27 protein-coding genes are annotated in these 26293 nt (G+C 66.2%); 18 read left to right on the top strand and 9 right to left on the bottom strand.

What is annotated here, in order from left to right; translation table 11 throughout:
* Positions 1-67: 67 nt before the first annotated feature.
* The 3 genes from RZV17_RS06220 (at position 68) to RZV17_RS06210 (ending at position 2683) form a co-directional block, all read left to right on the top strand.
* Entirely contained in the window at positions 68-577 is a 510-nt protein-coding gene (locus tag RZV17_RS06220; protein ID WP_047695967.1) for a putative signal transducing protein, read from the top strand.
* 121 nt (positions 578-698) lie between these two features.
* Positions 699-1892: a sigma-70 family RNA polymerase sigma factor gene (locus RZV17_RS06215; RefSeq protein ID WP_355607980.1), complete on the top strand. Its 1194-nt coding sequence runs from the start codon at positions 699-701 to the stop codon at positions 1890-1892.
* Between the two features lie 305 nt (positions 1893-2197).
* Complete coding sequence (locus RZV17_RS06210) at positions 2198-2683, top strand: hypothetical protein (RefSeq protein ID WP_184369646.1); 486 nt, start codon at positions 2198-2200, stop codon at positions 2681-2683.
* Between the two features lie 167 nt (positions 2684-2850).
* Here the strand turns inward: RZV17_RS06210 and RZV17_RS06205 are convergent, their stop codons facing one another.
* Complete coding sequence (locus RZV17_RS06205) at positions 2851-3408, bottom strand: EF-hand domain-containing protein (RefSeq protein ID WP_355607977.1); 558 nt, start codon at positions 3406-3408, stop codon at positions 2851-2853.
* 40 nt (positions 3409-3448) lie between these two features.
* Between RZV17_RS06205 and RZV17_RS06200 the strand changes: the two genes are divergently transcribed.
* Positions 3449-4363: an arginyltransferase gene (locus RZV17_RS06200; RefSeq protein ID WP_355607974.1), complete on the top strand. Its 915-nt coding sequence runs from the start codon at positions 3449-3451 to the stop codon at positions 4361-4363.
* Positions 4364-4414: 51 nt separating this feature from the next.
* A complete protein-coding gene (locus RZV17_RS06195) occupies positions 4415-5644 on the top strand; it encodes an endonuclease/exonuclease/phosphatase family protein (RefSeq protein ID WP_355607971.1) in 1230 nt (409 codons plus the stop codon).
* 280 nt (positions 5645-5924) lie between these two features.
* On the opposite strand, the gene purT is transcribed toward RZV17_RS06195, so the two are convergent.
* Positions 5925-7127: a formate-dependent phosphoribosylglycinamide formyltransferase gene (purT, locus tag RZV17_RS06190; protein ID WP_355607969.1), complete on the bottom strand. Its 1203-nt coding sequence runs from the start codon at positions 7125-7127 to the stop codon at positions 5925-5927.
* 124 nt (positions 7128-7251) lie between these two features.
* Here purT and RZV17_RS06185 point away from each other — a divergent pair, with 124 nt between their 5' ends.
* The 4 genes from RZV17_RS06185 (at position 7252) to RZV17_RS06170 (ending at position 9600) form a co-directional block, all read left to right on the top strand.
* A complete protein-coding gene (locus RZV17_RS06185; protein WP_355607966.1) occupies positions 7252-8121 on the top strand; it encodes an SPFH domain-containing protein in 870 nt (289 codons plus the stop codon).
* Positions 8122-8130: 9 nt separating this feature from the next.
* A complete protein-coding gene (locus tag RZV17_RS06180; protein ID WP_039409835.1) occupies positions 8131-8415 on the top strand; it encodes a hypothetical protein in 285 nt (94 codons plus the stop codon).
* A complete protein-coding gene (locus RZV17_RS06175) occupies positions 8412-8591 on the top strand; it encodes a hypothetical protein (protein WP_047695959.1) in 180 nt (59 codons plus the stop codon). Before RZV17_RS06180 ends, RZV17_RS06175 begins: the two co-directional genes overlap by 4 nt.
* A gap of 211 nt (positions 8592-8802) precedes the next feature.
* Positions 8803-9600, top strand: coding sequence for a M15 family metallopeptidase (locus tag RZV17_RS06170; RefSeq protein WP_355607963.1), 798 nt, complete (start codon positions 8803-8805; stop codon positions 9598-9600).
* A gap of 36 nt (positions 9601-9636) precedes the next feature.
* On the opposite strand, the gene RZV17_RS06165 is transcribed toward RZV17_RS06170, so the two are convergent.
* The 5 genes from RZV17_RS06165 to RZV17_RS06145 form a co-directional block, all read right to left on the bottom strand.
* Positions 9637-10311, bottom strand: a complete 675-nt coding sequence (locus tag RZV17_RS06165; protein ID WP_355607960.1) for a DNA-3-methyladenine glycosylase — start codon at positions 10309-10311, stop codon at positions 9637-9639.
* 2 nt (positions 10312-10313) lie between these two features.
* Complete coding sequence (locus RZV17_RS06160; protein WP_047695953.1) at positions 10314-10685, bottom strand: DUF423 domain-containing protein; 372 nt, start codon at positions 10683-10685, stop codon at positions 10314-10316.
* A 96-nt stretch (positions 10686-10781) separates the two neighbouring features.
* Entirely contained in the window at positions 10782-11963 is a 1182-nt protein-coding gene (locus tag RZV17_RS06155) for an SRPBCC family protein (protein WP_047695951.1), read from the bottom strand.
* Between the two features lie 328 nt (positions 11964-12291).
* The gene (locus RZV17_RS06150; protein ID WP_039409820.1) at positions 12292-12933 is read right to left on the bottom strand and encodes a response regulator transcription factor; all 642 of its coding nucleotides are present in this window, start codon (positions 12931-12933) and stop codon (positions 12292-12294) included.
* Complete coding sequence (locus RZV17_RS06145) at positions 12934-14130, bottom strand: sensor histidine kinase (RefSeq protein WP_228313777.1); 1197 nt, start codon at positions 14128-14130, stop codon at positions 12934-12936.
* A gap of 244 nt (positions 14131-14374) precedes the next feature.
* Here RZV17_RS06145 and RZV17_RS06140 point away from each other — a divergent pair, with 244 nt between their 5' ends.
* The 5 genes from RZV17_RS06140 to RZV17_RS06120 all read left to right on the top strand — a co-directional run bounded on the left by RZV17_RS06140 (position 14375) and on the right by RZV17_RS06120 (position 17471).
* Positions 14375-14971 (top strand): GNAT family N-acetyltransferase, encoded by a 597-nt coding sequence (locus tag RZV17_RS06140; RefSeq protein ID WP_039409814.1) that lies wholly within the window; start codon positions 14375-14377, stop codon positions 14969-14971.
* 3 nt (positions 14972-14974) lie between these two features.
* Positions 14975-15721, top strand: coding sequence for a septum site-determining protein MinC (gene minC / locus RZV17_RS06135; RefSeq protein ID WP_039409811.1), 747 nt, complete (start codon positions 14975-14977; stop codon positions 15719-15721).
* Between the two features lie 35 nt (positions 15722-15756).
* Positions 15757-16566, top strand: a complete 810-nt coding sequence (gene minD, locus RZV17_RS06130) for a septum site-determining protein MinD (RefSeq protein ID WP_012444318.1) — start codon at positions 15757-15759, stop codon at positions 16564-16566.
* 2 nt (positions 16567-16568) lie between these two features.
* Positions 16569-16826 (top strand): cell division topological specificity factor MinE, encoded by a 258-nt coding sequence (gene minE / locus RZV17_RS06125; RefSeq protein ID WP_011036323.1) that lies wholly within the window; start codon positions 16569-16571, stop codon positions 16824-16826.
* Between the two features lie 153 nt (positions 16827-16979).
* Positions 16980-17471, top strand: a complete 492-nt coding sequence (locus RZV17_RS06120; protein WP_355607957.1) for a hypothetical protein — start codon at positions 16980-16982, stop codon at positions 17469-17471.
* Here RZV17_RS06120 and RZV17_RS06115 read toward each other — a convergent pair.
* Both RZV17_RS06115 and RZV17_RS06110 read right to left on the bottom strand, forming a co-directional pair.
* The gene (locus tag RZV17_RS06115; protein WP_228313779.1) at positions 17457-18764 is read right to left on the bottom strand and encodes a HAMP domain-containing sensor histidine kinase; all 1308 of its coding nucleotides are present in this window, start codon (positions 18762-18764) and stop codon (positions 17457-17459) included. The two genes, RZV17_RS06120 and RZV17_RS06115, sit on opposite strands and share 15 nt — an antisense overlap.
* Entirely contained in the window at positions 18757-19473 is a 717-nt protein-coding gene (locus RZV17_RS06110; protein ID WP_228313780.1) for a response regulator transcription factor, read from the bottom strand. The genes RZV17_RS06115 and RZV17_RS06110 overlap by 8 nt, the downstream gene beginning before the upstream one ends.
* 216 nt (positions 19474-19689) lie before the next feature.
* Between RZV17_RS06110 and RZV17_RS06105 the strand changes: the two genes are divergently transcribed.
* The 4 genes from RZV17_RS06105 to RZV17_RS06090 all read left to right on the top strand — a co-directional run bounded on the left by RZV17_RS06105 (position 19690) and on the right by RZV17_RS06090 (position 26223).
* Positions 19690-21423 (top strand): glycosyltransferase family 39 protein, encoded by a 1734-nt coding sequence (locus tag RZV17_RS06105; RefSeq protein ID WP_355607952.1) that lies wholly within the window; start codon positions 19690-19692, stop codon positions 21421-21423.
* Positions 21424-21522: 99 nt separating this feature from the next.
* Positions 21523-22287 carry a phosphatase PAP2 family protein gene (locus RZV17_RS06100; RefSeq protein ID WP_355609209.1) on the top strand — a complete coding sequence of 255 codons (765 nt, stop codon included), beginning with the start codon at positions 21523-21525 and terminating at the stop codon, positions 22285-22287.
* Positions 22284-23945 carry a phosphoethanolamine transferase gene (locus RZV17_RS06095; protein WP_228333214.1) on the top strand — a complete coding sequence of 554 codons (1662 nt, stop codon included), beginning with the start codon at positions 22284-22286 and terminating at the stop codon, positions 23943-23945. Before RZV17_RS06100 ends, RZV17_RS06095 begins: the two co-directional genes overlap by 4 nt.
* Positions 23946-24204: 259 nt before the next feature.
* Positions 24205-26223, top strand: coding sequence for a M2 family metallopeptidase (locus tag RZV17_RS06090; protein ID WP_355607948.1), 2019 nt, complete (start codon positions 24205-24207; stop codon positions 26221-26223).
* Positions 26224-26293 lie beyond the last annotated feature (70 nt).

Raw genomic sequence — 26293 nt, 5'->3', positions numbered from 1 at the left:
TTCCTTTCCACCTTGAACCGGCGCAGCAGTGGCGCCATCTGTTCCGGACCCAACGGCGGTTTCCAGCATGCGCAAGATCTTCAGCAGTCAACGTATCGAAACCGCCGAGGGCGTCGCCAATCTGTTGCGCGATGCGGGCATCGAGATCCGTCTCAGTAATGGCCGCTCGTACCAGAGCAAGCGCGGCGGCCAGTTCAGCTATCTGGAGCAAAGCAACGCGCAGGCACAGCCCACCGTGTGGATCGTGCATGCCAACGACCAACCGCGTGCGCGCGAACTGCTGCGCGATGCACGCCTGCTCGACACCACCCGCCGCGATCTGCCGAACGTGGAATACACCTTCCGCGATGGCGAAAACGGCTCCAGTGCCAGTGCGCGCAGCTGGGCCTGGCGCATCCGTCTGGTGCTGCTGCTGGTGATCGGCGCCGTGGCCATGGTGGTGGTGATGCGCCATCGCAGCGCGCCTGCGCCACTGGCACCGGCGGCACAGCCGGCGTCGCAACAGGCGCCGGCGCCAGATGCCGCCCAACCGGCAGCAGACGACGAAATGCGTGTGCGGATCCAGCCGGCGCGCTGAGCGCGGCCGACCAGAGCGCGGCGCGCCCAATTGATGGCGGGATAGCCGCGCGCACGTCATCAGCCCAGTCACATCCCTTGCCGGCATGCGTCATGCTGGCAACAGGACATGGATTGCGCCGATGAACGCCAACACGCTGGAGCTGATGTTGCAACGCGAACTGCCCAACGCCGCGGCCGGCTGCCAGCAGGCGTATGGGCGCATCGTGGGCGCCTGCCAGAACACGGTGACTGCCATCGCGCTGGCGATCACCCGCGACATCGCAGCCAGCGAAGACATCGCCCAGGAGGCCTTCCTGCGTGCCTGGCAGCGGTTGGCGCAGCTGCATCAGCCGGCAAGCTTTCTGCCCTGGCTTCGGCAGATCACCCGCAACCTGGCGCGCGACTGGCTGCGTGCCAACCGCCATCGTGCGCTCAGCGGCGAGGCCGCCGAGCTTGCCATCGCGATGGCAGCCGACCCGGCGCCCTCACCCGCCGACCAGCTGCTACAGGTGGAAGAAGAGATCGCCGCGCTCGATATCATTTCTGCACTGCCGGAAGAGAGCCGCGAAACGCTGCTGCTGTATTACCGCGAAGGCCAGAGCTCGCAACAGGTTGCCGCGCTGCTCGGGCTCAGCGACGCGGCGGTACGCAAACGGCTGTCGCGCGCCCGTGCCAGCGTGCGCAGCGAGTTGCTGCGCCGCTTCGGCGAATTCGCACGCGGTAGCGCGCCGAGTGTGGCGTTTGCCACCGCGGTGACCTCGGCCACCCTGTTGGGCGCGCCGGGCAAGGCTAGCGCGGCGGTTGTGCTGACGAGTATCGGAGGCGCGGGCAAACTAGGCGCGAGCGGGTTAAGCGGCTCGGCGCTTGGTGGGGGCGGCGCCGCCGGCGCGCTCAGCCTCTGGCTCGGCATGCCGACACTGTTCGCTGCGTGCGCGGCGCTGGTTGCCGGGATCGGCACGTACTGGTCGTACTGGTACCTGCTGCGCTTCGCACAGACCGCCAGCGAGGCAGCAGCGATCCGTCGTTTCATGCACATCACCACGCTGACCTCGGCTCTGGTGTGCGGCAGCACGTTGGTGCTGAAATACCTGCAGGCGGGCGCGTGGGCATCGGTTCTGACGCTGTGCGCAGGCATGGCGGTACTCAACTATCAATCCCTGCGCATCCTGCCAAGCGTGATGCGTCCCATGCTGGAACGCGATGCGCGCAGGCGCGGAGCCACGCAGGCACCGCTGTTGTACCGCTGCATGTTCAGTCCGGGCGCGATGGTGGTGAGCACAGCGGCCGTCATTCTGCCGATCGTGCGGCACTACATGCAGCTGGGAATGTTCTGAGGCTGGCGTGACGTCACCGCAGCACCGGCAGTTGCAACCTGTTCCGAGACGAGGACATGCGGCTGCGGATCCACCCGCGCTGGCGGCAGCACCGGCTTTGCGTTACGCAGGCTTGGCGACATGGTTATCGACGACGCACACTGAAGCACGCTGCGGCCCTGCCTGCCTGCCTGCAACGGTGAACGCCGCGGGCAGCAACGTCGCATGGTCCGAAGTGATGCGTTCATATCCGACTTCAGCGGCCACCGGGTAGCGTCCACGCTGCTACAAGCAGGGAGAATTCGACCAAACCCCGGAGCAATGAAGTGAAGGCAAGTCTCTTCACCAGTCTGCTGATGATGGCCAGCATGAGCGCGCACGCGGATGGACTGACGACATCCCACGATGGCAAGACCCTGTCGGTGAGTTTCGGAGCGCCGACCTTCAAACAGGTGCTTCACTACAACAAGATGTACGAGAAGAAACCGTTCCCCGATGCGGAAATCTATTATTTCAGCAACGGCATGTACAAGATCATTTCGCAAGGGGAAAACCATTACGGGGTTTACGTCCTGCAGGGGACGTTCGACGACCAGACCTACACGATCCGTTTCATCTCCCTGCCCTCGGAAGACTGGGGCAACAAGACTGCGTTCCATCAGCTGACCTTCGTGCGCGGCGACAAGCAGAATGTCTTCATCCAGAACGCCATCGTCGACACCGGCGAAGCGATCGCACAGCAGAACGGAACCTACACGCTGGAGAAAAACACCGTTTCCAATCCGGTTCCCACGTCCTGGAAGCACGACTGATCGTTGCAACCGCGCCCCGCATCTAGCCCAAACGCAAGCGCCCTCCCGCCAGGCGAGAGGGCGCGGTCGATCGGCGCCTTGTTACGTTTTGATGCTACGTGTTGCTGCTGATGCAGCGACCGCCGCGCCTGTCACGCGCCGGCCGCTGCATCGATGCGCACTACTGCTTAGTTGCCCGCAGCAGGCTTGGCCGGCATCGCATGCTTGCCGTGGTCGCCGCGCAGCTTCGAGGCCGCATCGAACTCGGCCTTGCTCAGCTTGCCGTCCTTGTCGGTGTCGGCCTTGGCGAACCATGCATCGCGGTGTTGCTGCATGCGTAGCTCGCGGTCGGCACGATCGACAAAGCCATCCTTGTTGAGGTCCATCTGATCGAAGCGTGCTGCAAGCTTCGGGTCGGCCTTGGCCTCCTCGCGGCTGATGCGGCCGTCCTTGTTGGTGTCGAGCTTGGCCATCCATTCGCCACGGCCCTCGCGCCCCGGGCCGCGATGACGTGGACGCTCGTCGCGCGACAGCTTGCCGTCCTTGTTGGTGTCCAGCGTATCGAACTGCGCGGCCAGCTTCGGGTCGGCGGCCGCTTCGCTGCGATCGATGACGCCGTCGCCATTGCTGTCGAGCTTGCCAGGACGCGAAGCATCGCCGGTGGCCGGCGGAGTGGCAGCGAACACCGCGCCGGTGGACAGCGCAGCCAGCACGGCCAGTGCGAGGAAAGGTTTGCGGGACGTCATGAGAAACTCCTGATTTGTGGGAACCACACGCGGCACCTGCATGGGCCGCATCGCGTGGGTGGCGCATCCGGATCAGCCGTGCGCTGCCACCAACACCCACATCAACGAGCTACCGCCGCAGGCGTTGACGCCGGCAGCGGGCGCATTCATCCGGCGGACAGTCGCCGCTGCTGCGACACACAGGCGCTATCCTGCGTACATGGCCATCCATGCCGACACCCACGACGACCTGCGCCTGTTCCAGACCGGCGAGCATGCCTGCGGCTATTGGTCCGACCGGCAAGCGCGCGACCTGGTGCTGGACCCACACGACCCGCGCCTGGGTGCGATCTATCCGCAAGCCCTGGCATGGGGCTTCCGCCGCTCCGGCGATCTGGTCTACCGCCCGCATTGCGAACGGTGCCGTGCCTGCGTGCCGGTGCGCATTGCGGTGGATGCCTTTCGTCCCGACCGCAGCCAACGCCGGTGCCTGGCACGCAATCAGGACCTGGTCGTGCGCGTGGTGGCCGCCGAACGCACCGAAGAACAACTCGCGCTCTATCGCCAGTACCTCAAACACCGTCATCCCGGTGGCGGCATGGACGAACATGGCGCCACCGAGTTCGATCAGTTCCTGATCGGCGGTTGGTCGCACGGGCGCTTTCTTGAGATCCGCGAACCGGCTGTCGCGCATGTGCCCGGGCGCCTGCTGGCCGTCGCGGTCACCGACGTGACCGAGCACGCGCTCTCGGCGGTGTACACGTTCTATGCGCCGGATGCGGCCGCGCGCAGCCTGGGCACGCTGGCGATCCTGCAGCAGATTCAATGGGCACGCCGCGAGCGACGCGCGCATGTCTATCTGGGCTACTGGATCGACGGCCACGCAAAGATGAACTACAAGCGGCGGTTCGGCGCGCTGGAAGCCTACGACGGCCGCCACTGGCGTGGCCTGCCGGCCACTGCGCCAGCGCCCTGACGTGCCAGCGGCGACATCGGCCTGTCGCATCCAGCATGCGACAATCGCGCAATGATCAAGCCACTGCTGCTACTCGCACTGACCGCACTCTGCGCTGCCTGTACCCATCGCACGGCCACACCGGCGGCCACCGCCGACACTGCGTCCGGCCAGGCATCGCCCGCGCAGTTGCGCATCGCCACCTACAACACCTCGCTGTACTCCGACGAGGCCGGCGGCCTGGTCCGTGAGCTGCAGGGCGACAGTGCGCACGCGCGCAAGATTGCGGCCGTGCTGCAGCGCGTGCGCCCGGATCTGGTGCTGCTCAACGAGTTCGATTTCGACCCCGACCACCGCGCTGCCGAGCTGTTCCAGCAACGCTATCTGCAGGTCGCCCAGCCCGGCGGCGGCGAGCCGCTGCGTTATCCGTATCGGTATCTGGCGCCGGTCAACACCGGTGTGCCGAGCGGGCTGGATCTGGACAACAGTGGCAACGTCGGCGGCGATGGCCGCAACCGCGGCAACGATGCCTGGGGATTCGGCCTGCATCCGGGGCAATACGGCATGCTGGTGCTGTCGCGTTATCCGATCGATGCGCAGGCCGTGCGCAGTTTCCAGTTGCTGAAATGGAGTGCATTACCGGGGGCGCTGCGGCCGATCGATCCGACCACGCGGACCTCGTTTTATAGCGACGCAATCTGGGCGCAGCTGCGGCTGTCGTCCAAGTCGCATTGGGACGTACCGGTTCGCATGCCACAGGGCGTGGTGCATGCACTGGTGTCGCACCCCACTCCGCCGGTGTTCGATGGCGCGGAAAAACGCAATGCCGCGCGCAATCACGACGAGCTCGCGCTGTGGCGCGCGTACCTGGACAACGCCGCCGACAGCACGCGCTGGCTCTGCGACGACAAGGGCACCTGCGGCGGCCTGCCGGCGGATGCGCACTTTGTGATTCTGGGCGATCTGAACAACGATCCGATCGATGGCGCCGGCCGCCACGAAGCGATCCGCGCACTGATCCATCACCCGCGCGTCCTGCAGTACCCCACACCGCGCAGCGAAGGTGGCGCAGAAAAGACCGCCGAATACGCCGCGCGCGGCATCGCGCACACCGGCGACCCGCACCAGGTCACCGGCGACTTCGGCCCACAGGCCGGCACCATGCGCCTGGACTACGTATTGCCCTCCCACCAGTTCACCCTGGTCGGCAGCGGCATCTTCTGGCCGGCCGGCACCACCGCCGACGCGGCGATTGCCGATGGCAGCGACCATCATGCGGTGTGGGTGGATGTGGGTTGGTAGCGGGGATTGGGGAATCGGGATTGGGGAGTCGGAAGAGCGGGTTCCCTGTCCGGCTGCGTCAGTGGAGCTCGGCTAGTAAAGGACGTGGGTATGCGCTGCCAGCCGTGCCGAGCGACGCAGCTCGGCCTGCAGTGATGCATACGTGGCGTCACCAAGGGTGGTCAATCACCTAGCGACGGGCAGCGCGCCTGGACGTGCGCACGAACCTCGCCATGCTTTGGTGCTTTGGCACGTTGACGCAATGCGGCGGTGCGCTGCATTGCGTCGGACGTGCAGCGCGTCAGGCCTGCAACTGGATCGACAGTGCAGCGGCCGCCACGCGCGCCTTCTCGCGTGCGTCGTCGATGCTGCCCGCGCGGGCAAGCGTCACGCCCACACGGCGGTGACCGTCCACGCGCGGCTTGCCGAACAGGCGTAGCGCGGTATCCGGGTCGCGCAGGGCGTCGGCCACGTTGTCGAACAACGGCACGCCATGGCCGTGCGCAAGCAAGGCGCAGGAGGCCGACGGGCCGCTCTGACGGATGACGCCTCCGTCTTCTGCGCCCACCGGCAAGCCGAGAATCGCGCGCGCATGCAGTGCGAATTCGCTGAGCTCCTGCGAGACCAGCGTGACCAGTCCGGTGTCGTGCGGACGCGGCGACACTTCGCTGAACCACACCTCGTCGCCCTTGACGAACAGCTCCACGCCGAACAGGCCCCAGCCACCGAGGTCGTCGGTGATGGCCTTTGCGATCTGCTGCGAGCGACGCAATGCGGCTTCCGACATCGGCTGCGGCTGCCAGCTTTCGCGGTAGTCGCCGTCCTGCTGCCAGTGGCCGATCGGGTCGCAGAACGAGGTGCCGCCGGCATGCCGCACGGTCAGCAAGGTGATCTCGTAATCGAAATCGATGAAGCCTTCGACGATGCAGCGCCCGGCACCGGCACGGCCGCCGGTCTGCGCGTACTCCCACGCCGCGTCGATGTCCGCTTCGCTGCGCAAGGTGCTCTGGCCCTTGCCCGAGGACGACATCACCGGCTTGACCACGCACGGCAGACCGACCGCGGCAATCGCCTCGCGGTATTCCGCGGCGGTGTCGACGAAGCGGTACGGCGAGGTCGGCAGGCCCAGCGTTTCGGCAGCCAGCCGGCGGATGCCTTCGCGGTCCATGGTCAGGCGTGCGGCACGCGCGGTCGGAATCACCTTCTGGCCCTGGTCGCGCTCCAGCGCCACCAGGGTCTCGGTATGGATCGCCTCGATCTCCGGCACGATCAGATGCGGCTGCTCGGTGGCGATCAGCGCGCGCAAGGCGGCGGGATCGAGCATGTCCAGCACGTGCGAGCGGTGCGCCACCTGCATCGCCGGCGCGTTCGCGTAGCGATCGGCGGCGATGACTTCCACCCCGAAGCGCTGCAATTCGATCGCCACTTCCTTACCCAACTCGCCCGAGCCGAGCAACAGCACGCGGGTGGCGGAAGGCGACAATGGCGTGCCGAAAGTGGTCATGAGCGCAGTCCAGATCGAGGGGGCCGCCATTCTAACGGCTGCCAACGGCTGCGCCGACAAATGGCCCTTGCCTGAACTGATATCAAATTGATATCTTTTACTCACTCCACAAGGACTTGTCCTCATGAAAGAGAAGCAGATCGGTTCGTTGCCCGGCATTCCCGTCGTCCTGGTCGCAGGCGCCGGCCTCATCGGTGCGGCTTGGTCCTTGTTTACGATGCTGGCCAGCGGCAGCGTCACCCCGGGCGCGTTCATCACCGCAGTAGCGGTCGCGGCGGCGGGCATTTTCATGCTGGCCGGCCTGTACACGCTGGAGCCCAACCAGGCCGCGGTACTGAGCCTGTTCGGCAAGTACGTCGGCACTGTCAAGGACGCCGGCCTGCGCTGGAATGTGCCGTTCTACGCCAAGCGCCGCGTCAGCCAGCGCGTGCGCAACTTCGAGAGCGGGCGGCTCAAGGTCAACGAACTGGACGGCAGCCCGATCGAGATCGCCGCGGTGATCGTGTGGCAGGTGCTGGATGCCTCCGAAGCCGTCTACAACGTGGACGACTACGAGAGCTTCGTGCACATCCAGTCCGAGGCAGCGCTGCGCGCCATGGCCACCAGCTACCCGTACGACCAGCACGAAGACGGCCAGATCTCGCTGCGCAGTCACCCGGCCGAAATCAGTGAGCAGCTCAAGCGGCATCTGGACGAGCGTCTCACCCAGGCCGGTGTGGACGTGATCGAAGCACGCATCAGCCACCTGGCCTATGCGCCGGAAATCGCCCAGGCCATGCTGCAGCGCCAGCAGGCCAATGCGGTGATCGCCGCACGCACCCGCATCGTGGCCGGCGCGGTCGGCATGGTGGAGATGGCGCTGGCCGAGCTGCAGAAAAACGGCGTGGTACAGCTGGACGAAGAGCGCAAGGCGCATATGGTCAGCAACCTGCTCACCGTGTTGTGTTCTGATCGCGGTACCCAACCGGTGGTCAATGCCGGCTCCTTGTATTGAGGTGATGCAATGAATGTCATGGTGCCACTGGTCGTCGCGCTGTCCGGCTTGCCCGCGCTGGCGATCGCCGCCTCGATCGGGGCGGACGACGACGACCGCGCGCGCGGCCTGGGCCTGCGCTGGGCGTTGATCAGCCTGGTGATCCTGGTCGGCGCGGCATGCCTGTACTGGGCCGGCGACAACCGCGCCGGCATCTACGCGGTGGTGATCGGCATGATCATCGGCGTCAACACGCTGATCGTGTCGATGGTCATGCACCTGCGCCGGCACGGCAGCCGCAGGAACGGCGAATGAGCGAAAAGAAGGCCTACCCGCTGCGCATCAATGCCGATGTTCTGGCCGCCGCGCAGCGCTGGGCCGACGACGAACTGCGCAGCCTCAACGCGCAGATCGAGTACGTGCTGCGCGATGCGCTGCGCAAGGCCGGGCGGCTACCGAAGCCCCAGGGCGACAGGACAGCCGACGACTGACGACGCGTGGGAGTCGTCGCACGAACGCGCGCGCAGTGACGTCACCTCGCATCTGCAGGCAAGATGGCCTGAGGCAGCCCTGAGTGCACCCCAGCGCTGCAGCCACCGCGGCGGCCGACCGCATGTCATACGCCCGCCTGGAGCAGTCCAGGCTGACCACATGCGCTCGTGCTCACTGGTGACGCGCACCACTTCACCCTACCCTGTCGCAATGCGCCCTCTCCTCACCACGTTGCTCAACACCACTGCCATCGAGTTGCTGCCTACCGCCTTGCTGCGCGCGCGCAGCAATGCCGATGCACGCGTGCTGGCGCAGGCCGACTGGCTGCTGCGGCGCAAGCGCGACGGACGCTATCTGGCCGCGCAGCTGGCACAGGGCCTCATGCCGCTGATACCGCGGTTGGCACGTGAGCCCGGGCTGGACGAGGCGCTGGACCGGCTGCAGGCCGCCACTGCCCGCACGCGACCGCCGCACGGCATGACGCTGATGGTCGACGGCCTGCAGCGCCGCCTGGGCCGACTCGGGCTGGATGCAGACGGCTATCAGCAACAAACCGGCCTGCAGCTGATCGCCGAGCCGGCGACCTTGCAATCTGCCGGGCGCGATCGCTTCGGCCGCCCGCTCTGGCTCAGCGCAGGCGCCGCGCGCGCCTGGCACCACATGCGCGCGGCAGCGCTGCGAACGGACATCGTGCTGGATGCCATCTCCGGCTACCGCAGTCACGACTACCAGCTGGGAATCTTCGAGCGCAAATTTGCGCGTGGGCTTACCCTGGAACAGATCCTGGCAGTCAACGCCGCGCCCGGTTTCAGCGAACACCACAGCGGCGACGCGCTGGATATCGGCACCCCCGGCGAGCCACCGGCCGAAGAGTCGTTTGAGACCACCGCGGCGTTTGCCTGGTTGAACGAGCATGCGGCAGATTTCGGCTATCGCCTGAGCTACCCACGCGACAACCCGCACGGCATCGTCTACGAGCCGTGGCATTGGCGTTGGCATGCTCCCTGACAGACGCGGCATGCAAGACGCAGTGGCCGCGATGGATCACTCCTGCGAACGCGGCGTCGGCACCTTGGCTGCCACGCTGAAGTCGGCGATCTTCCACAGATAGAACGCGGCATAGGTGCGGTACGGGCCCCAACGTTCGCCACGGGTTGCCAGCTCCTTTGGCGTCGGCATCTGCGCCTGCTTGTCCACGCGCTGGGCGCCCTTGCGCACGCCCAGGTCATCGATCGGCAGCAGATCCGGCCGGCCCAGGCGGAACATCAGCATCATTTCCACCGTCCAGCGGCCGATGCCACGCACCGGAATCAGTGCCTGGACAATCGCCTCGTCGTCCATGAAAGCAAGCTTGCGCAAGGAGGGTATCTGGCCGTCGCACGCGCGGCGTACCAGATCGCGCAACGCCAACGCCTTGTTGCCGGAAACACCGCAGCCACGCAATGCCGCATCGTCCACGCGACCGAGGGTGTCCGCATGCAGGCGCGGCGAGCCGATCGCCGCCTCCACCCGTGCCACGATGGTGGACGCCGCCTTGCCGCTGAGTTGCTGGAACAGGATGGCGCGCGCCAACGCATCCACCGGGTCGAACGACTTGCGCCATCCCGGCTGCGGGGCGATCGGGCCGATACGCCGCATCCACGCACCCAGGGCGCGATCGCGCCGGCTCAGGTGCGCGAACGCCATCTCCACATCGAAGCCGCGGGTATGGCGCGGCATGCTTAGCGCCTCAACGCACCGATGGCCAGCACCACCCAGCCCAGCATCAGGCTCATGCCGCCTACGGGCGCCAGGCTGGTCGGCCAATGCAGCAGCGCGCCGCCGACCAGACTGCCCGAAAACAGGACGGTGCCGAGCAACAACAACGACAGCCCGACCCGCGCCAGTGCACGCGTGTCGGTGGCGCCAAGCACGGTGAGCACCGCGCCGTGCCCGAAGGCATACAGGGACGCCAGTTGCAGCCGCGACTGCACCAGCGCATCGGACACGCCATGCGAGGCGTAGGCAGACAGGCCCACCGCGGTGGCGGCCAGCAGGCCGCCGCAGAACGCCAGTAACGAGGGGTGCTTCTTGCGACGGTCGAGCAACGACATAAGGGGACACTTCCTGGCAGCGCCATGGCGCAAAAAAAAACGCGCCGCAGGACTGCGGCGCGTTTTTGTCTGGATCAGATCATCGCGGTGAGACGATTACTTGATGGCCCAGTAGACGTCGTAGGTGCCGTCCTGCGTAAAGGACTTGTCCACGCCGCCCTTCCACGACTCGTACGGACGCTCGGTCACGTCGTTGCCACTGGTGGCAGCCCAGGCACGCAGCGAGCTACGCACTGCATCCAGGCCGGCCATATGGCCTGCGTAGGTGGCAAACGCGGAACGGTGCGCCTTGGTGCGCTCGTACTTCACCGGCGCCTCGGACGGGATGTTGACCTTCAGCTCTTCGCCCGTTGCGGCAACCGGGGTTGCATCGACCGGTGCAGCGGCTGCGGCGTCGTCCTTCTTGGCATCGGCCTTGGCGGTGTCTGTCTTGGCGTCGGCCTTCGGCGCGCCACCGGCACGCTTGCGGACCGGCTGCACGACGTCGAAGGCGTACTTGTCGGTGGCGAAGTCGGTGGTGACGATGCGCACCGGGCCAGCAGTTTCCAGACCATTGGCGTCCATGACGCGCTTGATCCACTCCTGGTTGTCCTTGATCGACTTCTTGATCGTCTCGTTGTCACGATCGATGTTGCCTGCGGTGACGACCAGCAGGTCCTCGGCGGGCACATCGACGATCTTGAGATCGCTCAACACCGGCTTGCCATCCAGCTGCGCGCGGTAGTCGAAGTTCGGCACGGTGGCCAAGGCGGTTGCCAGACGCGACAGACCCAGCTTCAGGTCATCGCCCACGTGACGGCTGACATACAAGCCGGCGTAGCGACCGAACAGGTTCCAGCCGTACTTGACGCTGTAATCCTGGGTGATCTTGACGTTCTTGTTGTTCTTGCCGGTCGGCGCCAGGGTGAAATGGGTGACCTTGTCGTAGCCCTTGGTGGGATCTTCGATCGCGATCTCAACACGCTCGTTCTTGACGGTGTTGGTGATTTCCCAGCTGCCCTTGCCGATATAGCCCTCGTTAGAGCTGTACTCGACGCGTGCACCCTTGCCCTCTTCCGGGCCGGCCAGCTTCAGCTGGATCTTCGGGTCACGCAGCACAAGCGGGTTCCAATCCTTGAAACGACGGAAGCTGTTCACGGTGTCGTAAACAATCGTCATCCTGCGGTTGGTCTCAACACTCTCGGACATCTGCCGCTCCGAGGGCAACACCAAGCCCACCACGACAAACAAGCCAGCCACGATCCCCAAGGCGATCAGGAACTCGATAATACGGGTCATTCAGGAGGTCTCCGGGGCCGATCCCACGGCCGGGTTGAGTGAAGCGAAGCCACCATCCTAGCAGGCTTCGAGAAAGATGTTCAGTTGTGCGACGGGTAGCGCGGTCTTGCGGTGTCATCCAGCGCGCGCGACGCCGTGGTGGAACTGCGCAATCCCTGCCTGCGCAAGGGTTTGCGCCGCGCGCGCAGCCATCATGCACATCGTGCGCTGCGTGCGCGTGATGCCGTGCCCGTTGCAGGCGCCGATGGGCGCCGGCACCACGTCTGAACGGGCCGCCGCGGCAACCGGACCACGACCTGCGGCACGCAGGCGGCAGCAGCGGTCACGATCAGACCAGTTGCAGCTCGAACGCCTTCAGCACCGCGCGGGTACGGTCGCGCACGCCCAGTTTGGACAGGATGTTGGAGACGTGATTCTTGATGGTGCCTTCGGCCACGCCCAGCGAGTTGGCGATCTCCTTGTTGGAAAAGCCGCTGGCCATCAGGCGCAGGATCTCGGTCTCGCGGTCGGTGAGCGGATCGGGCCGGTCCAGGCTGACGAACTCGTTGCGCATATGCTCCAGGCCCGAGAGCAGGCGCTGGGTCACTGCCGGCTGCACCAGCGAACCGCCATCGGCCACGGTGCGGATGGCGCCTACCAGCTGTTCCAGCGAGACGTCTTTGAGCAGGTAGCCCTTGGCGCCGGCCTTGAGCCCGGCCAGTACCAGCTGGTCGTCGTCGAAGGTGGTCAGGATGATGGTCGGCGGCAGCGTGCCGTTGCGCGAGAGCATCTGCAGGGCCTCCAGCCCGGACATCACCGGCATGCGCATGTCCATCAGCACCACGTCCGGCCGGATCTGCGGAATCTGCTCCACCGCCTGCTTGCCGTCCGAGGCCTCGGCCACCACCTCGATGCCGTTGTCCAGCGCCAGCAGCGAGCGGATGCCCTGGCGTACCAGGGTTTGGTCGTCGACCAGGCACACACGGATCATCTAAAACACTCCTTGAGTCACGGCCGCCGGCATCAGTGCCGGCGCGCCTGGAACGGAGATGCGCAGGCCGAAGCCGTCACCCCGCCGGGTTTGGATTTCCAGCTGCCCACCATACTGGTTGAGCCGCTCTCGCATGCCGCGCAAGCCATTGCCGGGCGCGACCGTGTCGGCGCCGTGGCCGTCGTCGCGGGCGTCGATCAGCACGCTGTCGGCGTCGCGGCGCACCTGGATCCACAGATTGCGCGCGCCGGCGTGGCGGACCGCATTGGTGATGATTTCCTGGGTGCAGCGCAGCAGCACGTGGGCGCGCTCGGGGTCGTCCAGGGTCAGCGGCTGGGCGATGTCCAGGTGGATGTCCAGCGAGGGCACTTGGGTCACCAGGGGGCGCAGCGCCGCCTCCAGGTCGATGGCGCCGCTGTCGCGCAGCTGGCTGACCGCTTCGCGCACGTCGGTGAGCAGCAGCTTGGCCAGGGTATGCGCCTGGCGCACGTGCTCCTGTGCCTGGCCCTCGGTGATATGGCCGGCCACTTCCAGATTCAGGCTCAGCGCGGTGAGGTGATGGCCCAGCAGATCGTGCAATTCCCGCGAAATGCGGGTGCGCTCGTTGATGCGCGCGCTCTCGGCCAGCAGCGCGCGGGTGGCGCGCAGTTCGGCATTGAGCCGGCGCTGTTCTTCGCGCGCTTCGGTCTGCTGACGGGCCACCAGGCTGGTGACGAAGATGAACATCGAAAAGCCGCCGTAGAGCAGCGACTGCATCAGTGCGGCCAGCAGGGTGAAGTCCGCCCGCAGGTAATAGAACACCGGCAACACCGCCAGCTGGCTCAGCACCAGCCACAGCACGCCCACCCGCAGCGGCAACAGCCACGGGATCACCCCGGCCGCCACCATCATCAGGATGCTGCCCAGGCCGGTGCCGCTCAGATAACTCACCGCCAGGGCGCAGATCGTCAGCAGCAACAGCAGTAGCCGGTCGTACCAGTGCGCGTGGCCGCCACTGCTCAGGCCGCGGGTCAACCAGAAGTAGCTGGCGCCGAAGCCGACGAAGAAGGCCGCCATGATCAGGGCCTCGGCCACGCTGCGATGATCGCCCTCTTCGACCGGCGGCCAATACGTGTACACCAGCGGCATGGCGATCATGGCCCAGGTGAACAGGCCGGCGAAGCGCAGGACGCGCGTATGACTGAGGTATCCCAACATGTCCGCATCTTAGGGCCAAGCCGCGCCGCTGCCCTCTTGCCGGAAGTCATGCCTGCACGTCATCGGCGGCGTGCGCGGACTGGCGACGGCGGTGCCTGCGCGGCATCCCGGCGTGCGTGCGCGTGCCTGCGGGGACGCCGCGCGCCATCGCGGTGTGCGCTCCGGGTCGCCGCTTCAGGCCACGCATGTAATAATCCGACGCAGATCCGATTTCGGATCGAGAGCGTTACCCCACGGAGTCCCAATGTCGATCGTCATCCGCGACGTGCGCGAGCACGAGCTCGATTCCGTCCTGGCCCTGAACAACAATGCCGGACTGGCGATCCTGCCGCTGGATTCAAACAAGCTGCAACGGTTCTATGCGCAGGCCGAATATTTCCGCGTCGCCGAGCGCGACGGCAACCTGGCCGGGTTCCTGGTCGGGTTCGGTAGCGGCAGTGCGCACGACAGCAGCAATTTCGCCTGGTTCCGGGACCGTCATCCGGAATTCTTCTATATCGACCGCATCGTGGTCGCCAGCCGCCGCCGCGGTGGTGGCGTGGGCCGCGCGTTCTACGCCGATGTGCAGAGCTACACCGAGCTGCGCTACCCGCAACTGGCCTGCGAGGTGTTCCTGGACCATGGCGCGGATGCGGCGTTGCTGTTCCATGGCAGCTTCGGCTTCCGCGAAGTGGGCCAGAACACCATGCCCGACGTGGATGTGCGCGCCAGCATGCTGCTGAAGGACATGTGCAGCTATCCGTGGGTCAAGGAGACCTATGGCGGCAACCTGCCCGAGGACCTGCCGTGGGTCGGCCGGCCGCGTCATGCCGCCACCGCCAATCAACCGACGGGGGCCTGAGGCGTGTCGAGCGTGAATGTGGATTTTGAGCAGGCCGGCGAACTGAAGATCGGCCAGGTGGGTATTGCCAACCTGCGCATACGTACCTTGGACGTGCCGCGCCTGGTGCGCGAAATGCGCGAACGCGTGAACCGTGCCCCCAAGCTGTTCGGGCGCGCAGCGGTGATCCTGGATTTTGGCGGGTTGTCGCAGGTGCCGGACGTGGCCACCGCCAAGGCACTGCTGGACGGCCTGCGCGATGCCGGCGTGCTGCCGGTGGCCCTGGCCTACGGCACCAGCGAGATCGACCTGCTGTCGCAGCAGCTCGGCGTGCCGCTGCTGGCCAAGTTCCGCGCGCAGTACGAGCCGACTGCAGTCAGCCCGCCGCCACCGCCACCGCCGCCCGCACGCGCCGAACCGGCACCACCCGCCGCGCGCCCGGCACCGGGCCGCATGCAGCGCACCGCGGTGCGTTCGGGCCAGCAGCTGTACGCGGAGAACTGCGACCTGACCGTCCTCAATACGGTGGGTGCGGGGGCGGAGGTCATCGCCGACGGCAGCATCCATATCTACGGTACCCTGCGTGGCCGCGCTCTGGCCGGCGCGCAGGGCAACCCGGACGCGCGCATCTTCTGCCGCGACTTCCACGCCGAACTGGTCGCCATCGCTGGCCACTACAAGGTGCTGGACGATGTTCCCATGGACCTGCGTGGCAAGGCCGTCCAGGTCTGGCTGGAGCAGGATCAGATCAAGATCGCTGCGCTTGATTGACGCGGCCCAACCACAGAAACATTCGGAGAAATCCTTTGGCTGAAATCATCGTAGTCACCTCCGGCAAGGGCGGCGTCGGCAAGACCACCACCAGCGCGAGCCTGGCCTGCGGGCTGGCAAAGCGCGGCAAGAAGGTGGCCGTCATCGACTTCGACGTCGGTCTGCGCAACCTCGACCTGATCATGGGCTGCGAGCGGCGCGTGGTGTACGACTTCGTCAACGTCGTGCATGGCGAAGCCACGCTCAAGCAGTCGCTGATCAAGGACAAGCGCTTCGACAACCTGTACGTGCTGGCGGCCTCGCAGACGCGCGACAAGGATGCACTGACCCAGGAAGGCGTGGAAAAGGTGCTCAAGGATCTGGCCGCCGACGGTTTCGATTACATCGTCTGCGATTCGCCGGCCGGTATCGAGAAGGGCGCGTTCCTGGCGATGTATTTCGCCGACCGCGCGGTGGTGGTGGTCAACCCGGAAGTGTCCTCGGTGCGCGACTCCGACCGCATCATCGGCCTGCTCGACTCCAAGACCCGCAAGGCCGAGGAAGGCAAGGCGGTACCGGCCTTCCTGCTGCTGACCCGTTACAGCCCCGGCCGCGTGGAAGGCGGCGAGATGCTGAGCATCACCGACGTGGAAGAAGTGCTAGGGCTCAAGGCCATCGGCGTGATTCCCGAGTCCGGCGATGTGCTCAATGCCTCCAACAAGGGCGAGCCGGTGATCCTGGACGCCGAATCCCCGGCCGGTCAGGCGTATGACGACGCAGTCGCCCGCATCATGGGCGAGGAGCGCCCGATGCGATTCACATCCGTGGAGAAGAAAGGCTTCTTCAGCAAGCTGTTCGGAGGGTAAGCATGGGCCTGCTCGATTTTCTCAAGAGCAAGAAGAACACCGCCGAGACGGCCAAGAACCGCCTGCAGATCATCATTGCGCAGGAGCGCAACCACCGTGGCGGGCCGGATTACCTGCCGCTGATGCAGCGCGAATTGCTGGAAGTGATCAAGAAATACGTCAACATCGATGCCGATGCGGTGCGGGTTGATCTGGTCAAGGATGGCGAACACGACGTGCTCGATATCACGGTCGCGCTGCCGGAAGACGGCGACAAGTAAGCGACCTCGCGCTGCGGCCATGCCGTCCGCCCACACGGGCGCGCTGCATGGCCGCAGCGGCGACCTTCTGCCGACGGTACCGTGTTCGCACGGTACCGTTTTGGTGTCTGTCCCACCGCGCCCTGCGGCGCGCCCGACCGCGAGCGACTGCGCGTGACTGCTGACCCTGCCCAGGTGCCTGATGCTTCCCAAGTGCTGTGCGTGGCCGATATCGGCCTGGAGGCGCCGACGGCGTTGCTCGGCCGCTACGGCTTGCGCCTGCACCGCGTCGACGCGGGCGCACCGATTCCCGGCAGTTTCTGGGGCGAACCGGAGGCCGGCATCATCGGCTGCGATGTCTATGTGCGCGATGACACCCCGGTGCATTCGATGCTGCATGAAGCCGGGCACCTGATCGTGTTGCCAGCCGACAGGCGTGCAGCCGTGCACACCGATGCCACCGATTCGGTGGATGAGGAAGACGCCACCTGCTACCTGCAGATCCTGCTGGCCGAACAGCTGCCCGGGGTGGGCAGCGCGCGGTTGATGGCCGACATGGACGCCTGGGGCTACACCTATCGCCTGGGCTCCACGCGCGCCTGGTTCGAGCAGGATGCCGAGAACGCGCGCAGCTGGTTGAACGCGCGCGGGTTACTGCCTGCCTGAGGCCGGTGCACCCGCCGTGCTGGCACCGACCAGATCCAGCGTGGCCACCGTGCCCTGCCCTGCATCGGATGCAAGGCTCAGCTTCCAGCCCAGGTGCTCGCACAGCCGACCGATCAGCTCCAGCCCGATGCCATTGCCCTGGCGTGCATTGCCGCGCGCCAAGCGGGCGTAGATGGCGCTAACTTCTTCCGGCGTCATGCCGTGGCCCGGGTCGGCGATGCGCACCGTACCCGGTGCCGAGAGCGAAATCCGGATGATGCCGCGGTCGCTGTTTTCGATGGCATTGCGCAGCAGATTGCCGATGGCGGTCTGCACGATGGCCACCGGCGCGGTCAGGCTGCAGGCCGGCAGCGGGTCGATGACCAGTTGCAGGTCCTTGTCGGCACACAGATGCGCATGGTCGGCAACGATGTCCGGCAGCAGCTGATCCAGCCGCAGCGTATCGCTGCTGCGCACCAGCCGGCCCGGGTCCTTGGCCAGCACCAGCAACAAGGTGATCAGCTGCTCCACCGACGCGCTGGTCTGGGCGATGCGCTGCAGCTGATGACGCACCGCCGGCGGCGTGCCGGGTTGTTCGAGCGCCAGCTCCACCGCATTGCCGATCACCGCGATCGGCGTGCGCAGCTCGTGGCTGGTGCTGTCGATGAAGGCGCGTTCGCGCTCGACGAAGTGGCGGTTGCGCTCCAGATAATCGTTGAGCGCATCGGCAATGACATACAGCTCGGCGCTGCCCTGTGCGCCCACCGCAATCTGCTGCGCGCGCTGCTCCGGGCGCAACGCGCCGATGTCGCGGGCCAGTTCCACCAGCGGGCGCACCAGGCGCGCCATCGCATAGGTACCCATCAGCACGGTGATGCCGATCAACGCGATGCCGGCGGCCAGCATCCAGCGGGTCAGGAACTTTTCCAGCGCCTCGAAATCGGTGATGTCCAGCACCAGCGCCAGGCGGCCGGCCTGGGGGGTATCGCGCACCATCACCGCGCTCTGGCGGCCGGCCACCTCCAGCTCGTCGTGCAGACCCGGGTGCAGGGTGCGCAGCACCGGCGGCACGCCTGACGAGCCATCGATGCGGTACAGCCGCAAGGTGTCCGAGTCCTGCCAGCGGTAGTCCGGATTCTGCGTGCTGCGGTCGAGGATGCTGTCCAGCTCGGAGTTCAGCAACGAGCGCCACACGCCATGCTCAGCGCGCTCGTGCAGGTACTGCGCGGTGCCGAACACCGCCAGCGTCATCAGCAGCGTGTACCCGAACAGCCACACCATGACGCGGCGGCCCAGCGGGCGCTGCTTAGCCATCGACGCTGTCGCTGAGTGCGGGCTCGCTGCCGCTATCGAGCTCGGCCAGGCGGTAGCCGAGCCGCGGCAGGGTGTGGATCAACTTCTGCGCAAACGGGCCGTCCACGCTGCGGCGCAATTCGTAGATATGCGAACGCAGCATGTCGCCATCGGGCGGGTCGTCGCCCCACAGCGATTGCTCCAGCCGCTGCCGGGTCACCGCCGCCGGGCTGGCCTGCATCAGCACCTCCAGCAATTTGCGGCAGGCCGGATACAGGTGCAGCGCCTGGCCGGCGCGGGTGGCCTCCAGCGTGGCCAGATCCAGGCGCAGGTCGGCCACCTGCAGCAGCTTGCCGCGACGGCGGCCGTGCGCGCGCGCCAGCAAGGCCTCGATGCGCACTTCCAGCTCGGGCAGCGCGAACGGTTTGGTCAGGTAGTCGTCGGCGCCGGCGCGGAAGCCGGCGATCTTGTCGGGCAGTTCGTCGCGGGCGGTGAGCATGATCACCGGCAGCTCGGACTGATGCTGCTCGCGCAGGCGGCGCAACACTTCCGGGCCGTCCATGCGCGGCATCATCCAGTCCAGCACCAGCACGTCGTACTGCTGGGTGGTGGCCAGGTGCAGGCCGGTGACGCCGTCGGGCGCTGCGTCCAGGGTGTGCCCGCGGGCTTCGAAGTAGTCGAACAGGTTGGCAACCATGTTGCGGTTGTCTTCGATGACCAGCAGCCGCATGCGCGCGATTCCAGAACGGCCCGACCGGGACGGTGTGCGCATCCTAACCGAGGCAAGCCGAACGCGGCCGGTATCGCCGGGATCGCCTCGCAATCGGTTGTGCTCAAGACCCCGTCACGCTGCAACGCCTGCACTGCGGCGTGCGCTCCGCTTGCGCGGTTCCGACAAATTTCCGACCTGTTTGCCAGATAGTGTCTGCCCGCATTCACTCAGGGCGTGCGCGTGTCACCTGCCATTTCTGCCTTCTCATCCCGCCAGCGCGCGCAGATGACCGCGTTGCTATTGATCGTGATCGGCCTGCTGGCGGGCCTGGCCATGCGCCAGCCCAACCCGCCGGACGAGCCGCGCTTCGTGCTGGCTGCACGCACGATGGTCGAAAGCGGCCAGTGGTTGCTGCCGCACCGGGGCAGCGAGCTGTATGCGGAAAAGCCGCCGGTGTTCATGTGGCTGCAGGGCGCCACCTACACGCTGATACCGCACTGGCCGGTGGCATTCCTGCTGCCTTCGCTGCTGGCCGCGCTGGCCACGCTGTGGCTGACCTGGGACATGACGCGCCGGCTGTGGAACCGGCGCGTGGCGGTGTATGCGGTGCTGGCCTTGTTCACGGTGCTGCAGTTCGGCCTGATGGCCAAGCGTGCGCAGATCGACATGGTGCTGGTGGCGCTGACCACGCTGTCGTTGTGGGGGCTGCTGCGGCATGTGCTGCGCGGGCCGGACTGGCGCGCCTGGACGCTGGGGCTGTTTGCCGCCGGCGTCGGCACGGTGACCAAGGGCGTTGGCTTCCTACCGCTGTTGCTGCTGTTGCCGTGGATGGCGCTGCCACGCCGGCACTGGAGCGTGTTGCCGGCGCGTGCGCAGGCAGGGCGCAGCTGGCTGCTGGTGCTGCCGGCGTTCGTGGCTGGCACCGCCGTGTGGCTGGGGCCGCTGGGTATCGCGCTGTGGCACAGCGACGACCCCCAGCTGCACGCTTACGCGCACGAGCTTTTGTTCAAGCAGACCGGCACGCGGTACGCGCACGCCTGGCATCACGTCAAACCGTTCTGGTACTACCTGCAGGTGATCGCCACCTTGTGGCTGCCGGGCTGCCTGCTGTTGCCGTGGTTGCTGCCGGCCTGGTGGCGGCGACTGCGCCGCGGCGACCCGCGCTATGTGCTGTTGCTTGCCTGGAGCGCGCTGGTGCTGCTGTTCTTCAGCGCCAGCCCGGGCAAGCGCGAGGTCTATATCTTTCCGATGTTGCCAGCGTTGTGCGTTGCAGCCGCCCCGCTGCTGGCCGGGCTGTTGCGCCGGCGCGGCGTGCGCGTGTTGCTGGGCGGCTATGTGCTGCTGCTTGCGCTGGCCGGGTTGATCCTGGGAGGCGGGATCGCGCTGCATCTGCACTGGGCGGAAAACCCGGCACTGAAACGCGGGATGGAGCTGGCTTCGCTGCAGTCGGTGGGGTTCTGGCTGATCGGCCTGGGCGTGGTCGGCTTTGCCACGGTTGCATGGTCGCGCGGCCAACGCGCGGGCACCGCGTTGGTGGTGATGACCGCGACGCTGTGGACGGTGTACGGCCTGGGCTTGATGCCGGCACTGGACCCGTACAGTTCATCCGCGCGTCTGATGCAGCGGGTGGGCCAGCGCATCGGGCCGGACGCGGAGTTGGGCATGCTGGCCTGGCGCGAGCAGAACCTGCTGCAGGCCGATCGCCCGGTCACCGACTTCGGCTTCAAGGCGAGTTGGCAGGAGCAGTGGGCCAAGGCGGGCCCCTGGCTCGCACAGGCGCCGGAGCGGCGTTGGCTGTTCGTGCTCCGGCAGGCGGTGCCGGCGTGTATCGACCCTGCGCAACGCATCGATATCGGCGAATCCAATCGCAATCAATGGCAACTGGTGCCGGGCACTGCGTGGCATGCCGGATGCGCTGCCACGGCGTCGGACAGCGAGCAAACCGGCAATGACGACGAGACAGACTGAACGCTTGGTGTCGGGTTAACACCTGAGCAACTCCGGTCCGACCGCTCTCCGACATCCGGGTTTCGAAGATGCCGGGCATTGACACAGACCGACATCTCGATGAGCTCGTTTCCTCTCCATGCGCCCAACGTGGCACATACCGCCAGCGATGTGCAGGCGCAGTTTCTTGTTCGGCATCTGTGGCTGCCACTGGCCTGCGTGCTGTTGGCGAGTGCGCTACTGATGGGCGCCGGTGGCGACCAGTGGATTGCCGACGCGCTGTATCGGCTGGAAGGCGGGCACTGGCTGCTCAAGGACCATTGGTTTACCAGCGGCGTGATCCACCGGGTGGGCAAATGGTTGAGCACGACTGCCGGTGTCAGCGTGTTGGTGCTGGCCAGCGTTGCGTGGTGCCGGCCGCGTCTGAAGGGATTGCGCTGGCCGCTGACGTATCTGGCCGCATCGGTCGCACTGTCGACCTCGCTGGTGTCGCTGCTCAAGTCGTGGACTGCGATGGACTGCCCTTGGGATCTGAGCCGTTATGGCGGCACGCACGCGATGATCGGACTGTTTGAATCGCGCAACGGCATTGCTGCGTCCGGTTGTTTTCCGGCAGGCCATGCCAGTGCCGGCTATGCGTGGGTGGCGCTGTATTTCTGTGCGCTGGCGCTCCGTCCTGCATGGCGCTTTGCAGGCTTGTTCGCAGGCTTGGCAGCAGGTCTCATTTTCGGCGTTGCGCAACAACTGCGTGGCGCGCATTTTCTCTCGCACGATGTCTGGTCGTTGGCGGTGTGCTGGGTGAGCGCACTGGCACTGTACTGCGTGATGCTGCAACCACCGCGTCGCGCGCTTGGTTTGATGTTGCTATCGGGGGACGCAGCATGAGCACCTGGTTACCGGAACCACGCAGGCGTAGTGGCCTGCGCGCGCTGACATGGAGTACGCGGCCGACGGTGTCGACCGAAGCGCTGGTGTTGCTGTCGAGCCTGTTTTTCGCACTGGTGTGCAACCAGCTGTTCTGGCGCACGGCAATGGCCACGCATCCGGGCAGCCTTGGCTTTGCGGTGTCGTTGATGGCGCTGCTGGTGGCCGTGCATGCGCTGCTGCTGGGGGTGCTGGTCTGGCGCTGGAATGCCAAGCCGCTGCTCACGCTGCTGCTGTTCACCACCGCCCTGGCCGCGCACTACATGGACAGCTACAACGTCTATCTGGATGCGGACATGCTGCGCAACGTGCTGCATACCGACCACAAGGAATCGCGCGAGCTGCTCACGCCTGGATTGATCCTGCCGCTGGTGGGCTACTTCCTGATCCCGACCACATTGCTGTGGCGCACGCGTCTGCGCGCACGCAGCGTGGGCAAGACGTTCCTGGTGCGGGTGGGGTTTTTGCTGGCGGTCGCGGTGGTGGGCGCTGCGGGCACGCTGCTGTCGTCGCAGGATATTTCGGCATTGATGCGCAATCACCGTGAAGTGCGTTATCTGGCCACGCCGATCAACTACATCGTGGCGCTGCGGCAGAACCTCAAATCCGAATCGCCGATCAAGCATGCGCCCAAGCAGCCGATCGAACACGACGCCATGGCCACGCCGCGCGCTGCCGGCAGCCGCCCCCGCCTGTTGCTGCTGGTGCTGGGCGAAACGGCGCGTGCGCAGAACTGGGGCCTCAACGGCTATGCGCGCCAGACCACGCCCGAGCTGGCGCAGGCCGGGGTCATCAACTTCCCGGACATGCATTCGTGCGGTACCAGCACCGAGGTCTCGGTGCCATGCATGTTTTCGCCATTCGGCCGCCGTGACTACAACGAAGACATGATTCGCGGGCATCAATCGTTCCTGCATGTGCTCGAACACGCTGGCATCTCCACGCTGTGGCGTGACAACCAGTCCGGCTGCAAGGGTGTCTGCGACGGGCTGGAACTGCAGAAACTCGACGATGCCACCACGCCGGGCCTGTGCGCGGATGGCCGCTGCATGGACGAAATCCTGCTAAGCGATCTGGCCGCGCAGGTGCGGGCAAAGCCTGGCGACCGTGTGGTGGTGCTGCATCAACTGGGCAGCCATGGGCCGAGCTATTTCGAACGCTATCCGGCGCATTTCGAGCGCTTCAAGCCGGTGTGCAGGACCGCCGACCTGGGCAGCTGCAGCCGCCAGAGCATCGTCAATGCCTACGACAACTCGATCAGCTACACCGACCATTTCCTCAACCAGGCCATCCACACCTTGCGCGGGCTGCAGGACTACGACACGGCGCTGATCTATCTCTCCGACCATGGCGAATCGCTCGGCGAAAAAGGCCTGTACCTGCATGGCGTGCCGTACGCGATCGCGCCCAAGGAGCAGACCCATGTGCCGATGGTGATGTGGTTCTCGCCGGAGTTCGCGCGCGACCGCGGCCTGGACGAGGCCTGCCTGCGCCACCGCGCCGGGCAGTACACCGATCAGGATGCGCTGTTTCCTTCGGTGCTGGGCCTGATGCAGGTCAGGACCAGCGTGTATGCGCGCGAGCGGGACGTGTTCGCGCAATGCACGGGCAAGCGCTGAGCTGAGCGCGCCCATGCCTTCAGCCCGCGCAGCAGGCGGGCGCGGACAGTGTTCGGCGCCGCATGTCCACCTGCGGCGTTGCAGCTTGGCCGCCGATCACGCCGCCTGACCCTGGTCGGCCAGGGTTTGCGCGCGCGCCAACCGTTCTGCCGGATCGCTGCCCGGATCGATCGTCGCGGCGTGACGCCTACCGCCGCACCGCTTGCCCTGAAGACCGGCGCGCTCTAGCCTTCGCCGGACTTCACCGCAAGGACCACCCGTGAATCCTCGTCTGCTGTTGCTGGCGCTGGCTGTTGCCGCCGGCACGTTGTCGCTGTCGGCCTGTCGCAAGGATGCCGCACCGCCGGTCACACCGGCCGCACCCAACGCCGCGCCGGGCGAAACTGCGGACCAGTTCGTCGCGCGCATCAGCGCCGAGTACAAGGCGGCCTACCCGGAAGTCACCGCGGCGCAGTGGCTGTCGTCCACCTTCATCAATGGCGATTCACAACTGCTGGCCGCCAAGGCCAACGAGCGTTCGCTGGCGCAGCTGGATCGCTGGATCGAACAATCCAAGCGCTACGCCGGCACGCCAATGTCGGCCGACAGCGCGCGTGCGCTGCAGTTGCTCAAATTGATGAGCGCCCTGCCCGCTCCGCGCGACCCAGCCAAACTGGCCGAACTCACCCGCATCGCCGCCAAGATGGAAGGCGACTACGGCGCCGGAACCTATTGCGTGGGCGATGGCGAGCAACGCCGCTGCCGCCAGCTGGGCGAGCTGGAGCAGGTACTGGCCAGCAGCCGCGACTACAACGAACAACTCGATGCCTGGCAGGGCTGGCATCGCACCGCGCAGCCGATGCGCAAGGACTACCAGCGCTTTGTCGAGCTGGCCAACGAAGGCGCCCGCGGCCTGGGGTTTGCCGATGTCGGCGTGATGTGGCGCAGCGGCTACGACATGCCGCCGCAGCAGCTGGCCAGCGAAACCGACCGCCTGTGGGAGCAGGTCAAACCGCTGTACGCACAGCTGCAGTGCTATGCGCGCGGCAAGCTGGACACGCAATACGGCAAGGACAAGGGCGAGGTGGCCGGCGGCCTGCTGCCGGCGCATCTGATGGGCAACATGTGGCAGCAGGACTGGAGCAATCTGTGGGACCTGTTGCAGCCCTACCCCGGCGCCGGCGATCTGGACATCACTTCGGCCCTGGAAAAGCAGTACCAGGGCAATCTGAGCGCAGTGCTGGCACGCAATACCGGTGGCGACGGCGGCACCGCGGCACGCTTCAATGCCGAGCGCGAGGCGCAGCTGCGCACCGCCAGGCAGATGACCGAGCGCGCGCAGGATTTCTACACCTCGCTCGGCATGCCCAAGTTGCCGGACACCTACTGGCAGCGCTCGCAGTTCATCAAACCACTGGACCGCGATGTGGTCTGCCACGCCAGCGCCTGGGACATGAACATGGGCGGCGAGGCGAACCAGAACATCGGTGCGGATGTGCGCACCAAGATGTGCATCAAACCCACCGAGGAAGACTTCACCACCATCTACCATGAGCTGGGCCACATCTATTACGATCTGGCCTACAACCCGTTGCCGCCGCTGTTCCAGAACGGTGCCAACGATGGATTTCATGAAGCGATCGGCGACACCATCGTGCTGGCGATGACGCCCAGGTATCTGCAGTCGATCGGCATGGTGGGCGAACAACAGGCCGGCCGCGAGGCGTTGATCAACTCGCAGATGCGCATGGCCTTGAGCAAGGTGGCATTCCTGCCGTTCGGCCTGATGATCGACCGCTGGCGCTGGGGGGTGTTCGATGGCTCGATTCCGCCGGAGCGCTACAACCAGGCCTGGTGGGAACTGAAAGCCCGCTATCAAGGCGTGGCGCCGGCAACCGCACGCGGCGAAGCGTTCTTCGATGCCGGCGCCAAATACCATGTGCCGGGCAACACCCCCTACACGCGCTACTTCCTGGCGCACATCCTGCAATTCCAGTTCTACAAGGGCCTGTGCCAGGCCGCCGGCCACCAGGGTCCGTTGTACGAGTGCAGCTTCTACGGCAACAAGGACGCCGGGCAGAAATTCTGGTCGATGCTGCAACGTGGAGCGAGCCAGCCGTGGCAGACCACGCTGAAGGAACTCACCGGCAGCGACAGACTCGACGCCGGCCCGATGCTGGAATATTTCGCACCGATGAGCGAGTGGCTGAAGCAGCAGAACCAGGGGCAGATGTGCGGGTGGCAGGCGACTGCGCCTGCTGCCGCGAGCAACGCGCCTGCGCCTGCCGCGCTGCACTGACGCGCCGCTGTCGCTGCGGCATGCGGCGGCCGTCACCAAGGCCGCCGCCTAACGTTCCTTTGATAAACGC

The organism is Xanthomonas cannabis (genome assembly GCF_040616535.1).
In the GTDB taxonomy this organism is placed as follows: Bacteria; Pseudomonadota; Gammaproteobacteria; order Xanthomonadales; family Xanthomonadaceae; genus Xanthomonas; species Xanthomonas cannabis.
The sequence above is the reverse complement of the archived record's forward strand: the minus strand, read 5'-3'. Positions and strand labels throughout refer to the sequence as shown.

Excerpts from the sequence above, each read along its gene's own strand:
- RZV17_RS06180 (WP_039409835.1), top strand. The coding sequence starts at position 8,131 with ATGAATGTCATGGTGCCACTGGTCGTCGCGCTGTCCGGCTTGCCCGCG.
- RZV17_RS06095 (WP_228333214.1), top strand. The coding sequence starts at position 22,284 with ATGAGCACCTGGTTACCGGAACCACGCAGGCGTAGTGGCCTGCGCGCG.
- RZV17_RS06160 (WP_047695953.1), bottom strand. The coding sequence starts at position 10,685 with ATGTCGTTGCTCGACCGTCGCAAGAAGCACCCCTCGTTACTGGCGTTC.
- RZV17_RS06195 (WP_355607971.1), top strand. The coding sequence starts at position 4,415 with ATGATCAAGCCACTGCTGCTACTCGCACTGACCGCACTCTGCGCTGCC.
- RZV17_RS06215 (WP_355607980.1), top strand. The coding sequence starts at position 699 with ATGAACGCCAACACGCTGGAGCTGATGTTGCAACGCGAACTGCCCAAC.
- RZV17_RS06175 (WP_047695959.1), top strand. The coding sequence starts at position 8,412 with ATGAGCGAAAAGAAGGCCTACCCGCTGCGCATCAATGCCGATGTTCTG.
- RZV17_RS06170 (WP_355607963.1), top strand. The coding sequence starts at position 8,803 with ATGCGCCCTCTCCTCACCACGTTGCTCAACACCACTGCCATCGAGTTG.
- RZV17_RS06110 (WP_228313780.1), bottom strand. The coding sequence starts at position 19,473 with ATGCGGCTGCTGGTCATCGAAGACAACCGCAACATGGTTGCCAACCTG.
- RZV17_RS06115 (WP_228313779.1), bottom strand. The coding sequence starts at position 18,764 with ATGGCTAAGCAGCGCCCGCTGGGCCGCCGCGTCATGGTGTGGCTGTTC.
- RZV17_RS06140 (WP_039409814.1), top strand. The coding sequence starts at position 14,375 with ATGTCGATCGTCATCCGCGACGTGCGCGAGCACGAGCTCGATTCCGTC.
- RZV17_RS06155 (WP_047695951.1), bottom strand. The coding sequence starts at position 11,963 with ATGACCCGTATTATCGAGTTCCTGATCGCCTTGGGGATCGTGGCTGGC.
- RZV17_RS06185 (WP_355607966.1), top strand. The coding sequence starts at position 7,252 with ATGAAAGAGAAGCAGATCGGTTCGTTGCCCGGCATTCCCGTCGTCCTG.
- RZV17_RS06200 (WP_355607974.1), top strand. The coding sequence starts at position 3,449 with ATGGGCCGCATCGCGTGGGTGGCGCATCCGGATCAGCCGTGCGCTGCC.
- RZV17_RS06150 (WP_039409820.1), bottom strand. The coding sequence starts at position 12,933 with ATGATCCGTGTGTGCCTGGTCGACGACCAAACCCTGGTACGCCAGGGC.
- RZV17_RS06145 (WP_228313777.1), bottom strand. The coding sequence starts at position 14,130 with ATGTTGGGATACCTCAGTCATACGCGCGTCCTGCGCTTCGCCGGCCTG.
- RZV17_RS06100 (WP_355609209.1), top strand. The coding sequence starts at position 21,523 with ATGAGCTCGTTTCCTCTCCATGCGCCCAACGTGGCACATACCGCCAGC.
- minE (WP_011036323.1), top strand. The coding sequence starts at position 16,569 with ATGGGCCTGCTCGATTTTCTCAAGAGCAAGAAGAACACCGCCGAGACG.
- RZV17_RS06220 (WP_047695967.1), top strand. The coding sequence starts at position 68 with ATGCGCAAGATCTTCAGCAGTCAACGTATCGAAACCGCCGAGGGCGTC.
- RZV17_RS06205 (WP_355607977.1), bottom strand. The coding sequence starts at position 3,408 with ATGACGTCCCGCAAACCTTTCCTCGCACTGGCCGTGCTGGCTGCGCTG.
- RZV17_RS06165 (WP_355607960.1), bottom strand. The coding sequence starts at position 10,311 with ATGCCGCGCCATACCCGCGGCTTCGATGTGGAGATGGCGTTCGCGCAC.
- purT (WP_355607969.1), bottom strand. The coding sequence starts at position 7,127 with ATGACCACTTTCGGCACGCCATTGTCGCCTTCCGCCACCCGCGTGCTG.